At 36.1% G+C, this 15,918-nt stretch carries 13 protein-coding genes; 2 read left to right on the plus strand and 11 right to left on the minus strand.

The genetic code is table 11. The features are described from left to right. Positions 1-61 precede the first annotated feature (61 nt). Entirely contained in the window at positions 62-757 is a 696-nt protein-coding gene (locus AADV52_RS05240) for a ComF family protein (RefSeq protein ID WP_014919135.1), read from the minus strand. Continuing rightward, on the minus strand, positions 754-2,040 hold the full coding sequence (locus AADV52_RS05245; RefSeq protein ID WP_014919136.1) for a helicase-related protein: 1,287 nt from the start codon (positions 2,038-2,040) through the stop codon (positions 754-756). The genes AADV52_RS05240 and AADV52_RS05245 overlap by 4 nt, the downstream gene beginning before the upstream one ends. 45 nt (positions 2,041-2,085) lie before the next feature. On the opposite strand from AADV52_RS05245, the gene AADV52_RS05250 reads away from it, so the two are divergent. Beyond that, positions 2,086-2,748, plus strand: coding sequence for a YigZ family protein (locus tag AADV52_RS05250; protein ID WP_014919137.1), 663 nt, complete (start codon positions 2,086-2,088; stop codon positions 2,746-2,748). Between the two features lie 26 nt (positions 2,749-2,774). Here AADV52_RS05250 and AADV52_RS05255 read toward each other — a convergent pair whose 3' ends face one another. Continuing rightward, a complete protein-coding gene (locus AADV52_RS05255; RefSeq protein WP_014919138.1) occupies positions 2,775-3,932 on the minus strand; it encodes a glycosyltransferase family 4 protein in 1,158 nt (385 codons plus the stop codon). Positions 3,933-4,147: 215 nt separating this feature from the next. Here AADV52_RS05255 and AADV52_RS05260 point away from each other — a divergent pair, with 215 nt between their 5' ends. Beyond that, positions 4,148-5,425, plus strand: a complete 1,278-nt coding sequence (locus AADV52_RS05260; RefSeq protein ID WP_126096192.1) for an ISL3 family transposase — start codon at positions 4,148-4,150, stop codon at positions 5,423-5,425. Positions 5,426-5,508: 83 nt separating this feature from the next. Here the strand turns inward: AADV52_RS05260 and rny are convergent, their stop codons facing one another. The 8 genes from rny to AADV52_RS05300 form a co-directional block, all read right to left on the minus strand. Then, positions 5,509-7,140 carry a ribonuclease Y gene (rny, locus tag AADV52_RS05265; protein WP_014919140.1) on the minus strand — a complete coding sequence of 544 codons (1,632 nt, stop codon included), beginning with the start codon at positions 7,138-7,140 and terminating at the stop codon, positions 5,509-5,511. Positions 7,141-7,258: 118 nt separating this feature from the next. Next, positions 7,259-8,356, minus strand: a complete 1,098-nt coding sequence (gene recA / locus AADV52_RS05270; RefSeq protein ID WP_014919141.1) for a recombinase RecA — start codon at positions 8,354-8,356, stop codon at positions 7,259-7,261. 183 nt (positions 8,357-8,539) lie between these two features. Beyond that, positions 8,540-9,100 carry a CDP-diacylglycerol--glycerol-3-phosphate 3-phosphatidyltransferase gene (pgsA, locus tag AADV52_RS05275; RefSeq protein WP_012211604.1) on the minus strand — a complete coding sequence of 187 codons (561 nt, stop codon included), beginning with the start codon at positions 9,098-9,100 and terminating at the stop codon, positions 8,540-8,542. Between the two features lie 22 nt (positions 9,101-9,122). After that, positions 9,123-10,241 (minus strand): helix-turn-helix domain-containing protein, encoded by a 1,119-nt coding sequence (locus AADV52_RS05280; protein WP_014919142.1) that lies wholly within the window; start codon positions 10,239-10,241, stop codon positions 9,123-9,125. A 67-nt stretch (positions 10,242-10,308) separates the two neighbouring features. Next, the gene (gene ymfI / locus AADV52_RS05285) at positions 10,309-11,037 is read right to left on the minus strand and encodes an elongation factor P 5-aminopentanone reductase (protein WP_014919143.1); all 729 of its coding nucleotides are present in this window, start codon (positions 11,035-11,037) and stop codon (positions 10,309-10,311) included. After that, complete coding sequence (locus tag AADV52_RS05290; protein ID WP_014919144.1) at positions 11,038-12,294, minus strand: M16 family metallopeptidase; 1,257 nt, start codon at positions 12,292-12,294, stop codon at positions 11,038-11,040. It abuts the gene before it with no gap. Continuing rightward, positions 12,291-13,505, minus strand: a complete 1,215-nt coding sequence (locus AADV52_RS05295; RefSeq protein ID WP_014919145.1) for a M16 family metallopeptidase — start codon at positions 13,503-13,505, stop codon at positions 12,291-12,293. Before AADV52_RS05295 ends, AADV52_RS05290 begins: the two co-directional genes overlap by 4 nt. Next, on the minus strand, positions 13,492-15,909 hold the full coding sequence (locus AADV52_RS05300; RefSeq protein WP_014919146.1) for an FtsK/SpoIIIE family DNA translocase: 2,418 nt from the start codon (positions 15,907-15,909) through the stop codon (positions 13,492-13,494). The genes AADV52_RS05295 and AADV52_RS05300 overlap by 14 nt, the downstream gene beginning before the upstream one ends. Between the last annotated feature and the right edge of the window lie 9 nt (positions 15,910-15,918).

Genomic DNA, 15,918 nt, shown 5'->3' on the forward strand with positions numbered 1-15,918 from the left:
CAAAGCGTTTTTTTCTTTACAAATATATTATACCAAAAAATGTAAGCGTTCCATAATAAATCTATCGACAAATTGAAAAGCTTTCAATATGCATCCCTGGAAAACTTGATTTCAAACAATCTCGTGCATGATAAAGTGTCCGTCCGGTAGTATAAATATCATCTAATAGCAACACTTTCCCTGTTTGTATATTTTCTTTTATTTTTATAGTTTTATCAACAAAAAAGCTTTGGGGCGTTTTTAGCCTTTCCTCTTTGTTTTTCTCACCTTGGGCATGACTACCTTCTTTTTTAGCTAAAAGCCGTGTGAGCGGCACAATATCTCCATAAATAGCTAAAATTGTATCAAACTGTCTCTTAGCCTGATGCTCTGGTGAAGTAGGTACTGGCACGTAACAATCAAATTCTGCTTTAGTCAAATACTCCCAGCTCAATTCTTGCAGAACTTCACGTAAAACGTAATCTCCCCTGCGCTTGTACGCCACCATTAAATCATGGAAAGCAGAATTATAGCGATATAAGGAAAAATTATGCAAAACTTCTCCTTGATACTTTTTTTGCCATTTTTGACAATCAGCACAAATAATTCCCTGTTCCATCATGTTTGAACAAATAGAGCAACGATTTCCTGTTAGTTTTTCAAATTGATTTAAACAATGAAAGCAGATTTTGGGTTGTCTAAAAGTTTTTAACGAAAATATTTGAACAAAACGAATCGGAGGAATAAACTCTTGCTCACACAATAAACAGCGTCTCATTTATTCATCTCCTTGATCTGCTTAATGCTGATGCGAATATTTTTAGTATAACGATGATAGCAATACAGCACTAAGCCAGTCTTATCGTCTTTTGCTCTACCCACTCGTCCTGCAATCTGCACTAAACTGGCAGCAGTATAAATTGGATCATCAGCTGCAACAATGATTACCCAGACGTTTTTAAAAGTTACTCCACGTTCTAAAATCGTAGTAGTTAAAAGGATGTCATACTTTCGCTGTCTAAAAGCCGCCACCTTTTCTATTCTTTGCGGATCTTGGGCATGTACGCCTGCAATCTTTACATTATCATTTGCCAGCTTCTTTCTTAAAGCTGCTAGATAAACTTGGATCTGTTCAATTCGAGGTATAAAAATTAACAAGGGATGCTTACTTTTAACGACTTTTCTTATTTCAGAAAGCAAATTGACATGAATTTGTCCCTGCCTATTTAAGAAGGGCTTAATAAATAGTTTTTCCCGTGGCACCGGTAAAAGACCACCATGAAAACGTCGATTAAGTTTTAGAATCTGGATTTTCCCTTGTTTAACTTCTGCCAATAAATCATCTGTCGGTGTTGCCGTTAAATAGACACGAACACCATCTTTTTTTACAGCATTTTTAGCCGCAAAATGCAATTGTTCGTTGCCGACATATGGGAAGGAGTCCACTTCATCGATTACTAGCAAATCGAAAGCTTCATAAAATTTCAATAGCTGATGGGTAGTGCAAATCGTTAATTGATCTAAATTAGGCTCTTGGTGTTCGCGACCGTGATATTTACCAATCCCAATTTCAGCAAAAGCCACTTCAAATCGCGGAAATAATTCATTAACCACATCAATTCTTGGTGTAGCAATACAGGCACGCTTCCCCTTTTTCATGCATTCTGCAATTAATTGAAACAGCATCTCGGTCTTTCCTGCTCCAGTTACCGCATGAACTAAGCTATTTTGCTTTTGCTTAAAATTAATAACCAACTTATCTGAAATTTGCTGCTGCAGTGGAGTCAACTGACCTCGCCAAGTCATTCCGCCATCTGACAATTCAGGAAATGCAACTTTTCTGTGGCAGCGTATCAAAAGATCCCCTTCATTTGCTCGCCCTAATCCAATACAAGCGCGGCAATATAATTTGCCACTAGGCAATTTGCATTCAACTTTACTGCCACAGCGATTGCAAACATGATTTTCAATTACTGGAACTTTGCTACAATCCTCAAGTATGCTAGAATCCTCTTGATTAGCAATCCATTGACGACCTGATAATAGAGTTAAATCTTCCATATTTTTCACCTCTATTATCTATTACGCAAAAAGAGGCGATTTTTTTTGTCAAAAGAAGAAAATTTTTTAACAATTAAAGAAAACGGTTCTGCGGAACTAATAATTAAAAAGAGTAAATTTATTGCAAGTATGGCACGAACCACTACTACAGACGAGGCAAACGCATTTATTCAAGAAATTTCAAAAAAGAATCGTGATGCGACCCATAACACATTTGCTTATACCATTGGCTTAAATGATGACCAGGTGAAGGCTAGCGATAACGGTGAGCCCTCAGGTACGGCTGGCATCCCTGAATTAAAGGCTCTGCAATTAATGAACCTAAAAAACGTCACGGTCGTTGTTACTAGATACTTTGGTGGTATTAAATTAGGTGCAGGCGGTTTGATTCGCGCATACTCCAACAGCGTAACCAATGCCGTAGAAAAAATTGGTGTAGTTAAACGCGTATTACAACAAGAACTTATCTTCAGTGTATCTTATAACCGATTTGATGAAGTCGATCATTATCTTAAGACAAATAAGTTTTTTGTAGCTGACACCGAATATGGCGTAGATATCAAAATTCATATTTTCTTAGATATGGATGATCAAGAGCAAACAAAAAAAGATTTAACCAATCTTTTAGCTGGTCAAATCAGTTTCACTAACGGTGAAAAACGGTATAACGAAATTCCGGTTGAACAAAATAACTACCATGAACAATAAAGAGCTTGGCTGCTAGCCAAACTCTTTTATTTTGTCTTCTTTTTATTTTTTAATTGATCTGGCTTTTCGTCGCCTAAATGCCAAACTTCAACTGTAGGATCTGTTTTGCTCTTTTGATTAATAATCTTCTGGATAACGTACATTAATGGATGATATTTTTCACCCAACAGTCCAATTGATTCCACGAAATACTCAAGTGCAACCAATAATCCTAAAATCAAAAGCCAAGTTCCCCAAGCAGGTGATAGCAAGAATAATAATGAGATGAAAGAAAATACCAAAGACAGTGCATAGATCGTTAAAACAGTTTGTCTATGCGTTAATCCCATTCTCATTAATTGGTGATGTAAGTGATGTTTATCCGCTTCTGAGATTGGTTTTTTATTTAACTTTCTCCGGATCATGGCATACACAGTATCTGTAATTGGCACACCTAAAATAATAATTGGCACTAACAAAGAAATAAAAGTAACATTTTTCAGGCCCTTCAGCGAAAGAACCGCAATCATAAACCCGATATATAATGCACCTGTATCTCCCAAAAAGATCTTAGCAGGGTGAAAATTATAAGGCAAAAAACCTAATAAACATGCCGCTAACATAAAACAAGCTATAGGCACATATAGCTGATGCGTGTGCAAAAAGAAATATCCTACGATTCCCATAGTTGTTAAAGAAATCATCGATACTCCGTCTGCCAGTCCGTCTAATCCATCAATCAAATTAACAGCATTAGTTAAAGCTAATATCCAAAAAATTGTGATTGGAAAACTCCACCATCCGATATTAACTTCATGTGTAACAAATGGTATTTTTAAGACGTTCATTCTAATGCCAGCCAAGAAATAGATAATTAAAGATGCAATAAAGATACCAAACATCTTTTGTCTAGGCTTTAATTCAAGAATGTCATCTATTAATCCCGTCAACACAATTACACTTGATGCCAGTAAAATTGAAAAAATTTCATGGGTAGGAAATTGCTCTCGCAGTAGTACAAATGTACCAATATTAAAAGTAACAAAAATCCCTAATCCCCCAATAGTAGGCATTGGCTTTTTATTGACTCTACGTGCATTAGGATTATCAACAGCCCCTAACACAAAAGCCAAACGCCGAATAAAAGGCGTAATTGCCGCTGAAATAATTACTAATAAAAATAATTCAACAATAATTTTAAACATAATTGGCTACTTTCCTTATTTACTTGTTCTAATTATACAAGTAGAGCCGATTTTGCACAAATACACAAAAAAGGGGCTCTATAATTTTTCCTGTTGATGACTTATCTATATGATAAGCTGTTAACAGGTTTTTTATTGCATAAAAAAGGAGGACATAGTCCCCTGTAATAAAAAATCTATCCTACTAAATATTTTATAAATAAAGGTGTGTTTCTATGTCCTCTCTTAATCATTGTATTAAATTTGATCTTGATATTAAAGAAAAAAATATTGTTTTCAAAGCCTATTTCTACAAAATGGTCCAGATGAAAAAGCACAAAATCTATGAAGCAGAATTGATTCAGCCTGCTTGTCCTTACTGTGGCTCCTTGGCTCTCCTGCATAATGGACATCTGGTTACCAACATTCGCTATTTAACAGCTAATGCAAGTTTGCCTGTCATTATCAGATTAGCTAAGCAACGAGTTAAATGTCGCGCTTGTGATCACTGGTCCATGGCTCAATCTGAATTAGTAAACAAATACTGTTCTATTTCTAATGCTTCCAAGCTTAAAGTATTATCAGCTTTAACTGAAGACCGATCTATGACCAGCATTGCCAGGGAAAACAATGTTTCGATCAATACCGTCCAGAGAGTGCTGGGCAACTGTTCACACCGATTTATTGACAGCTACGAATATTTGCCAGCTCATTTAGCTTTTGATGAGTTTAAAGGAGTCGACCGTCAGCTGCACTTTATCTGCTTAGACGGCGATAGTCATCAAGTCGTGCAGATTCTTAGAACTCGCTACAAGAAGACGCTGCTTAAGTATTTTGGTCGTTTCTCGCCCCAAGCTAGAGCTAACGTTAGAACCGTTACGATGGATCTCAACTTTTACTATCAGGACATTGTCAGAGCTTGTTTCCCTAATGCTCAGATTGTCATCGATCGTTTTCATATGATTCAAATGCTTACGCGTTCTTTCAACTCACTGAGAGTCCAAGTCATGAAGACCTTTGATAAAAGATCCAGACAGTATCAGCTGCTCAAATCTCCCTGGAAATTATACTTGAAGAAGTTTGATGAGCTTGAAAAAGTTCATCCTCGCTACAACTGGCATTACAAAGACTGCTTAACTCAAGCACAAGTAGTTACAGAAGGCATTAACACCAGCACTGCTTTAGAGAATTCATATAACCTGATGCAAAGCTTTATTCAAGCCGTTGAAACTGGCAATACGCATGAGCTCAAATCGTTAATCAACTGCCAAGATCAAATTGGAACTTTAATGCACAAAACACTATTAACCTTTAAGCATAATCTAACAGCTGTGCTTAACGGAGCAGCTCTGCCTTATTCTAACGGCTGTCTTGAAGGCTTCAATCGCAAAATCAAACAAATCGAACGAACAGCTTTTGGCTATTCCAATTTTACCAATCTCTTAACCAGAATTCGTTTGGAAGAAGATCTGTACAAAGAAAAAGAACCAAACAGCCTTTTAATGACTGCCTGATTCTATTCATTTACTCTCTATCAACAGGATTTGACAAAGAGCCAAAAAAGGTTTGAAACTTTTAATTTCAAACCTTTTTTACTTTATTTAGCGATCGCTACAACTCGTTTTTCACGGATAACGGTAATCTTAATATTACCTGGATAATCAAGCTCTTTTTCAACTTGATTCCGAATATCACGTGCCAAAATAACTGTACGATCATCTGAAATTTCATCAGGCTCAACCATCACGCGAACTTCACGTCCCGCTTGAATAGCATATGCCTGTTTGACACCTTGATAACTCTTAGCTATCTTTTCTAATTCAGTCAAACGTCTGATGTAATTTTCTAGACTTTCACTTCTTGCACCTGGTCGAGCTGAAGAAATCGTATCTGCTGCAACTACAAGTTCAGCAATAAACGATAACTTAGGCACATCACCATGGTGTGCAGCAATCGCATTAACTACAACATCGGATTCATGATATTTACGGGTCAACTCTACACCAATCTCTACGTGTGAACCCTCAATATCATGATCGATGGCTTTACCAATATCGTGTAATAATCCCGCGCGAACTGCTAATTTTTCATCTAGACCTAATTCAGCAGCCATAGTACCAGCTAACTTACCAACTTCAATTGAGTGTGACAAAACATTTTGTCCGTATGACGTACGATATTTAAGTCGGCCCAGTGTCTTAACAAGTTCTGGATTCATGCGGTGGATTCCAAGTTCTATTAAGGCACTTTCACCAGCTTCATAAATATCGTCATTAACTTCCTTACGAGCTTTATCAACCATTTCCTCAATTCGTGCTGGATGAATTCTTCCATCTTTAATTAAACGTTCCATTGCTCTCTTAGCAATTTCACGTCTAATTGGATCAAAGCCGCTCAAAGTTACAACCTTTGGCGTATCATCAATAATTAGATCAATACCAGTTAAAGCTTCAAATGAACGAATATTACGGCCTTCACGTCCAATAATTCGTCCTTTCATTTCTTCATTTGGCAGATCAACAACAGACACTGTAGTTTCTGCTACAGTATCTGCCGCACTACTCTGAATTGCATCAACTATGATTTGATTAGCATAATGGTCAGCTTTTGCTTTAACTTCTTCATTACTATTTCTAATCAATTCAGCACGTTCTTTAACGAGTTCAGCAGATAATTTATTAAGCACAATCTTCTTGGCTTCTTCCTTATCCAACTTAGCTACGTCATAAAGCTTTTGCCGTCTAGTTTCAACTAATTCATCAGCTTCAGTTAATTTTGCTTTCAAGCTAGTATCTTGCTGCTTTAATTGATCTTCTTTTTTAGTGAGTTCAGCTTCTCTTTCATCTAACAAAGAATTTTTGTGATCTAAAGTATCTTCACGTTGTTTTAAACGATTTTCTTGCCGAGCCAAATCATCCTTTTTTAAATTTAATTTGTCTTCAGTTTTTTGCTTATAATCACGAATTTGTTCTTGAGCTTCAAGAATTTTTTCTTTCTTAGTGTTTTCAGCACTTTGCTTAACAGCTTCTGCTGCTTGCTTTTGTGCATTAACCTCAGCTTCTACTGCAGCAACTTGTGCTCGAACATCAGCTAAAATATGATCAGCATCATTTTGAGCATTCTGAACCTTTTGTTCCCAAGAATGTTTGCGAATAGCATAACCAATCACTGTACCCACCAAAAGTGAAACAATGGCAGTTGCGACGGGAATCATAATTATTGTATCCATGATTACTATCGCCTTTTTTTAGAATTATTCACACAACTTTTATGATAAAGAACCTATTGGTTCATGTCAATCCACAAGAAAAAAACTTGGAACATAATTCCAAGGTAAAAATTATCTTTTATTTGTCATCAGTTGCCTTTTTAGTTTCTGCAGTCTTCTCTGCTTTTGCTTCTTCGCGTTTTTCCTTTATTTTTTCAGGATCCTCACGATCAGCTACTGATTTTTTATCAATGCCGTATGCTTGACGAACTTGTTGTTGAATATCTTTATAGATATCTGGATGATCTTCAAGATATTTCTTAGCATTTTCTCGTCCTTGACCGATCCGATCACTCTTGTATGAGTACCATGATCCAGCTTTATCAATAATATCCTTGTCAGCGGCCATATCAAGCAATTCTCCACTTTGGGAAATACCTTTACCATACATGATATCTACTTCAGCCACCTTAAATGGTGGAGCAACCTTGTTCTTCACTACTTTAATCTTGACACGGTTACCAATCACATCACCAGATTGCTTGATCTGTTCTGCTCTTCTTACTTCAAGTCGAATAGTTGAATAAAACTTAAGAGCACGACCACCTGGAGTAGTTTCTGGGTTACCAAACATAACCCCAACTTTTTCACGAATCTGATTAATAAAAATTGCAATGGTCTTAGTCTTTGAAATAGTACCAGATAATTTACGCAAAGCCTGACTCATTAATCGAGCTTGAAGACCAACATGAGCATCCCCCATCTCGCCTTCAATTTCAGCACGTGGAACTAACGCTGCAACAGAGTCAACTACCACAATATCAATGGCACCACTAGAAATTAAAGTATCAGCAATTTGTAAACCTTCTTCACCTGTATTAGGTTGAGATAAAATAAGTGAATCAATGTCTACACCTAATGCTTCAGCATATGCTGGATCCATTGCATTTTCTGCATCAATATAAGCGGCTGTACCACCACGTTTTTGTACTTCAGCTACTGCATGAAGAGCAACAGTGGTTTTACCAGATGATTCAGGTCCATATACTTCAATAATACGTCCCCGAGGATAGCCGCCAACACCAATAGCAGAATCTAAAGCAAGTGAACCTGTTGAAACTGTTGAAATTTGGGTATCAGCTTTTTCACCCATACGCATAACAGCACCCTTACCAAAGTTCTTTTCGATTTTCTTGAGCGCTGCATCTAAAGCAGCCTTTTTTTCATCTTTGGCCATATTTTCCTCCTAAATTTTTGTACTCAATAAGTATACTTTGATCATTATCTACTTTGCAAGCAATATACAAACTAATGTTCAAAGTATTTAGCCTACACTATTAAATACGCAAAAAAGGGCAATTTTTTTCTGAGAAAATAAAAAAAGAAGCAATTTTCTGCTTCTTTTAATTTATCTTTAATTTTACATAGATCCTTTAAATACGCCCCATGATTGGTGGAAGTAATCATATCCTGAGTAAATAGTAAAGATCAATGCAAGCCAAAGCAAAATAGTACCAATGTGCCAGAAGTTACCGATTAACAAGAAGATAATTGATAACATTTGGCAAGTGGTCTTAATCTTACCTGGCATCTTAGCTGCTAAAACTTGACCCTTGTTTTCAGCCAAAATCAAACGTAAACCAGTAACAGCTAATTCACGACAAACAATAATAGCTACAATCCAAGCTGGAGCAAGCTTCAATTCAACCAAGAAGATGAATGCTGTCATAGTCAACATCTTGTCTGCCAATGGATCAGCAAACTTACCAAAATTGGTTACCATGTTGCGTGAACGAGCAATATGACCATCGAACCAGTCAGTAGCTGAAGCTACAGCAAAAATAATAGCTGCAATTACCCAGCTCCAAACTACGGTTGAACCAGCTACTTCAGTATGAGCATTGCCACCAAAAATTATAATTAACATAAATACTGGAATCAAAAAGATTCTAAAAACAGTAAGTTTATTAGGTAAATTCATTCTTCTTATTTTCTCCTAAGCTTTAATTGCCATTATTTTCATTGCCACTGCCGCCATTATCGTTTCCACCGGCATTATTATTTTGCGTAGTGGTTGTTGATGATTGGGTAGTAGATGATTGTTTTGTTTGACTACTTTGTCTTGTTTGACTGCTTTGAGTAGTTGATGATGGTTGGTGACTAGTTTGAGTATTGTGTCTAGTAGTAGAGCTGCTCTGAGTTTGATTTTGAGTAGTAGTATTACTGTTATTAGTATTATTGTCACTAGTTGTACCATTTTGACTATTATTATCATTAGTTTGATGAGTAGTAGTCTTCTTAGCTTTTCCAATTAACAAAGTAATTGTTCTGTAGCTATTATTTGGTACGTATGGTACCTTCTTGCCACCAATCTTAATTGAGCTTCCATTGTCATTACCTAAGGTAATTACAACACGTTCAGCGTTTGAAGGCAAAGTAAGGGTATGCTTTTGCTTAGCAATTAAAGTTCCTTGCCAGCTATTTGCATTACCATTAATTTGTACGCCTGCAGAAGTGTTTTTAGTTGAACCTGCTTTAACAACTAAACGGCGATTCTTCTTAAGACCAAGAACACGATATTCGTTATCATTAATCTTCTTAATTTTAACTGCACTTACAGCAACTGGCTTAGTCTTCTTCTTAGAAGATGAGGATGATGTCTTTTGTGATGAAACAGTTACACCACTATTATCAGCCTCATTATGCTGACCACCTGATGAAATATGTGCATACAATGCGTACACAACTAAAATTACAATAATTACGCCTAATGCAATAGCAATTCGAGGCAAGTAATTTTTCCATAAATTCTTCTTGTTATTTGTGGTTTCACGAACTTCTTCGCTCTTATTGTCAATTGAATTTTCTACATATTCATCAGGATCTGCTTCTGGAACATCCTCATGATAATCGCTGAGTAGTTCTTTCCCATCTAATCCAACTACTTGAGCGTATTGGCGAATAAATGCTCTAACATAAAAGTCACCAGGAAGCTTATCAAATTCATCCTTTTCAATTGCTGTCAGATATCTGCTTTGAATCTTAGTTGCCTTTTCGATATCTTCAATTGAAAGTCCTTTTGCCTCTCTAGCGCTCTTTAATTTCTCTCCGATGTCTGCCATATTAACCCCTTCAAAATTAAATTTAACAAATTGAGTATACCATAAAATCTCGTTTACAACTTCTTAGTTATAAAAGCCAGCCGCCGGTAACATAAATTGTTTGTCCAGTGAGATAATTGCTGCGTTTATCGAGCAATACTTTAATCCAATATGAAATATCTTTTCCATCGGCCCAACGTCCAACTGGAATCTCTTCTCGAACTTCCTGAATAGTATCTTCTGAGAAAATACTATTCATGCTCGTCTTCACAGCACCTGGTGCAATTACATTAACCGTCAAATTATTTGATGCTACTTCACGTGCATAAGCCTGCGCAAAACGACTTAATCCACCTTTGGTTGCACTATATACTGATTCTAAGGCACTACCATAGCCTCCATAAACCGATCCTAAGTAAACGATTCGACTAAAATCTTGTTTCATTAACTGGGGCTCTAACAATTTAGTTAGTTTAATTGGTACAGTTAGATTAATATTTATTAATCTCGTAATATTCTCAAGATCTTCATCCCCTAGAAAACCGTAATTAGTGACCCCTTGGGCAAAAATCACTGCGTTTACTGGCAACAAATTTTTCACAAATTTGCTTAATTGCGCATCATCAGTTTCAAAATTTAATTTTATTAGCATAAAATCCTGTTTAGGATATTTAGCAAATAATTTTTGAACTAATTCTTCTGCAGTTTTCTCTTTGGAATTATAGTGCAAATAAAGAGACCAGCCACTTTCGGCTAAATCTTGACAGATTGCTTGTCCAATACCGCCCGTAGCCCCAAACACAATAGCGCGCTTCATTTATTTTTCTTCTCCTTTAGAGTTTAAATAAGCTGAACAAATTGTGCTATCTTTCATTAGCTTTTGACAAATTTGATCAAATTCTTCAAATCCCATTGTCTGCAACTTTAACAAATTAAGTTGTAAATCTTCATGATCAAGACTTTCTTCAATCATTTCAATTGCCAAATATGAAAGATTATTCATTGTTCGAATAGTTCGTGCCAGCCATTCTTTCTTCTGCAAAACGAAATTATCTTTAATAAAGCGATATTGTTCAGAATTTGGATCCACAGGCTGAGTTAAAACTCGCTTAATTTCCTCAATTATTCTTTGACTATCTGCACTAACTCCGAAAATAGTGGCAAAATCGCCTTGTCTAGTATAATTAACTGAAATTTGCAAAAGATTGGCCAACAGCCCTTCTTTGCGCATTCTTTCAAACCAAGGACTCATCACGCTTAGTTTTGATTCTAACATTATTTCTAACAGAATTTGAGTTAAATCAGAACTTGATAATACTTTCTTAAAGTTTTCAAAGCGAATTCCTAATCCGAAAGCTCTAGAATTTCCTCCGGTCGATAAAGCTTGATCTGAAAATTCACCCGTAGGTTTAACTATTGGAGCACTAACTGCCTTACGATCAGCTAAATACTTAGCTTGCAATTTCCCTACTTGGCGCAAAATTGTGCGAACTTGGTTATCTGAAAAATCTCCACAAGCAACAAACTGCATTTTAGTAGGCACATAATTTTCTGTATAAACTTTAGTCAAATTTTGCTTAGTTACCTGATTAATCGATTCCTTAGTACCTACTACTTCAGTTCCTAAATTAGAATGACCAAACATGCTTGTCATAATTGCATTGTTTACTTTCCACATAGGATCATCTTGGTACATCGCTAATTCTTGCTCAATTATAGGAGCCTCTTTAGCAATATTTTGTTTAGTAAAATAAGGCTCTCCTACTAATCTGAACAACAACTCAATCATCTTAGGCGTATGTTCAATCCCACTGCAATAAAACATTGTTTCATTAAATGAGGTAAATGCATTGACATCAGCCCCAATCTCTTCAAATTGTGCAGAAAGATCGCCATCTTTTTTAGCAAATAATTTATGTTCCAAAAAATGAGCAGATCCTGCTACTTTTTGTGGATCACTGCTGCCAAAATCAATAATAATGCCGAAAAAACGTTGATAAAAATGTGGCTTTAGGATAATCTCTGCTTTAAAACCAGATTTATATTCTCTTTTAATAATTTTTGGTGTAATCATTTTAAAATATAGCTTTCATTAAAGAATAAATTTTGAACAAAATTAACTAATTGACGCGTCGTAGCTTTTTTAATAGCAGTCTCTCGATCAAAATCTAAATAATCTGAAAATAGTTCTCCTCGGAAGGCTTGACCCATCTGCCAGTTTTGACTATCCAATCCAATTCTAGTATTTCTGTATAAAGCTTTTTGAGACTTCTTAAAAAGTTCTTCATCTACGTTGCCATCAGCTAAGTCTTGCATTTCAGCTAACACAACTTGTTTAGCTGCATTTACTTGATCAGAATCTAAGCCCGCATTGATTAAAAATAAAGAATTATTTGCAAAACAACTAGCTTCTACAGCATAAGCTGCACCTAATTCTTCACGAATTTTGCTAAATAATTTAGACGATTGATCACCAGCTAAATATTGACTTAAAAGCAAGCCAATAATCTGTTCTTGGTAATTAATTGCATGATCAATGCCAAATCCCATTAATAATTGGGCTTGACTATTGCCTTGTTCATCAACTTTTTCAATCAAATTTTGGCTAGCAGGAATAGTTAAACCAGAAGTTTGGAAATTTTTAATAATACCAGCTTGCGTAAAATAAAACTTGGCAAGTTTCGTCATCAATTTGTGATCACGTCCCATACCCACTACAGCTACAGGGACATCCCGCAAACCTTCAATATAATGATTTACTTCATCGACCGTTGCATTTTGAATTTCATCAATTGGTCCCATGAAATTTTCGGCATAATCCGGCTGATCTCGATACCATAGTTTAAAAAAGCGATCGATAGCATAATTAGCAGGCTGCTGCATTAATTCACGATAATCATCCTCTAGTTGTTTTTTAGCATAAGCCAGCAATTTAGGCGTACAATCCGGTTTAGTGATAATTTCACTTACCGTTTGAATTATTTCTTGATATACATATTCTGGATCCAATATCTCAGTTGGTTCGACAAAATTAGCATAATAAGTCAAAATTATTTCTTTGCCAAAAAGCTGAGGCATTATATCTAGTTGCAAATCATAGAGATCAGCTAATCTTCTAGTCTGTTCTGCAATTTGAGGATAAAACATACTAGTATTTGACTGCAGCCGTGACAACAAACTTGCAAAGGCTAGATTATGGCTTGTCAGTGGTAAACGCAAAAAACAGCCCAATGCGGCTGTCGTAAATTTTTTATTTTTTCTAATCGTAATATTAGTCATTAGCATTATTTCCATTACCTTCATTCTTTACTGGTGGGACTAATACTTGACGTGGTTTTGAGCCCTCAGAAGGCCCCACGATTCCTTTAGCTTCCATCTCATCAACTATTCTTGCAGCACGATTATAACCGATTCTGAAGCGTCTCTGCAGCATAGAAACACTTGCTGTTTGCTGCCGACGAACCAAATCAACAGCTTGATTATAGAACTCATCTTCTGGTTCATCATTTCCATCACTAGAAGCAGATGAATTATCACCCTTTTTAGGAATCATTGTCTCATCATAATCAACTTTTTGCTGCTTCTTTACCCAATCGATTACGCGTTCAACTTCATCACTAGCAATATAAGCACCTTGAATACGTTCAGGCTTTGAAACACCAATTGGCATATAAAGCATATCACCACGACCTAAGAGTTTTTCAGCTCCGGTCTGATCCAGAATAGTTCTAGAATCTACACCACTAGATACAGCAAAAGAAATACGAGATGGAACATTGGCTTTAATCAATCCCGTAATAACATCTACACTTGGACGCTGAGTAGCTAAAATCATATGGATTCCGGCAGCACGAGCCATTTGACCTAAACGGACAATTGCTCCTTCAACATCATGACCACCAACCATCATTAAGTCACTAAGTTCGTCAACAACTACTAAAATATATGGCAATGGCTTCATGGCAGGCTTAGATTTATCTTGATTGTTTTCAGCAACTTTCTGGTTATATTCACCCATGTTGCGTACGCCGCCTGCCGCAAACAGTTTATATCGACGTTCCATTTCTTTAACTACTTTGCGCAATGCATTAGAAGCCAGCTTAGCATCTGTCACAACTGGAATTAACAAATGCGGTACTCCGTTATAAACGGAAAGTTCTACCATTTTGGGATCAATTAAAACTAGCTTTACATCTTCTGGTCTAGATTTCATCAAAATACTTGCCAAAATAGTGTTAATGGCTACAGACTTACCAGAACCTGTAGAACCAGCTATTAACAAGTGCGGCATCTTAGCTAAGTTAGCAGAAATAGTGCTGCCAGTGACATCCTTACCTAATGGCACATTCATTGGATCCTTTTTCGCTTTTGCATCTTGATGTTCCATTACATCTTTAAAAGATACAACTGAAGTTGTTTGGTTTGGTACTTCAATTCCAATAAATGGTTTCCCTGGAATTGGAGCTTCAATTCTAATATCCTTTGCTGCTAGTGCCAAAGCTAAATCATCGGCTAAATTAACAATCCGACTAACTTTTACACCAACGGCAGGTTGAACTTCATAACGCGTAATAGTAGGTCCTAAAATCGCCTTTTTAATGATTACTTTTACACCAAAACTCTTAAAAGTAGATTGCAAAACCTGAGTATTTTTCTTAATCAAATCTCGATCCGTACTTTGATCAGTCGATTTAATTGGATCAAGCAAATTCAATGGTGGTTTTTTATATGATTTATCAACTACCATATCTGTCTTTAATTCGCCATGATCTACATTAGCTAATTCTTGTACTAGCTTTTGATCTTCCTGAGCAAAAGAATGGGACTTTGGCAAGTCTTTGCTTTCAGGTTCTTCATGCTGTGGAGCGATTTGAATTTGCGGTTCCGGAACCGGTTCTGAGTCAGCCTCAGATTCAACAGGTACATCTTCACTTGCCGGTTCAGTAGTATCTTCCTCATTATTATCAGAATCAAAATCTGCGACATCTGGAAAAATATTTTTATCTTGATCAGCATTTGCTTGTCTTTGCTTTCGTTTTTCCAATACATCGCTGTATTTATCCTTTAATTTAACACCAGCCGTTTTATTCTTTTGAATAAATAATTGGCTGATTGATTGAAATTTTTCAATGATAGTTCTAAATTTCACATTAAAAAACATTAAAATTCCAATCGAAATTAACAAAACAGCAAAGACTTTGATTCCAATTTGTCCTAATAATGGATAAAAGATTTGATAACCTAACGATCCAATCAGACCGCCGCCTACGCTCTCTGTCACGCCTGCGCGAGCAAACTCCGCGGTCATAGCGTGCCAAAATGAATTCAAAAAATTGCTATTAACCAATTCATGTTCATAGTACAAATTGCTTTGAATCAATAAAATACCAATAAAAGTTAAAGAAAGCCCTATGATACGTTTAATAGACAGACGAACGGGTTGATTATAAATTAAATTTACTAACCCAAAAAGAGCCAATAAACTTGCTGCCAATAAATATGAATCACCAAAAAATAAGCGGATTAAATTTGCAATTTGCTTGCCTAAAATACCGAATCTTACAAAGGCAAAAATAGCTAGCAAAATAAGTACTAGCCCTAAAATACTCCACTCTAAATTTTGTTTTTTAGCTGTTTTCTTCTTAGAATATGTCTTTTTTATCTTTCTCTTTTTCCTTTTTGCAGGCATGTACTCACC

This window comes from Lactobacillus helveticus (assembly GCF_046109915.1).
In the GTDB taxonomy this organism is placed as follows: domain Bacteria; phylum Bacillota; class Bacilli; order Lactobacillales; family Lactobacillaceae; genus Lactobacillus; species Lactobacillus helveticus.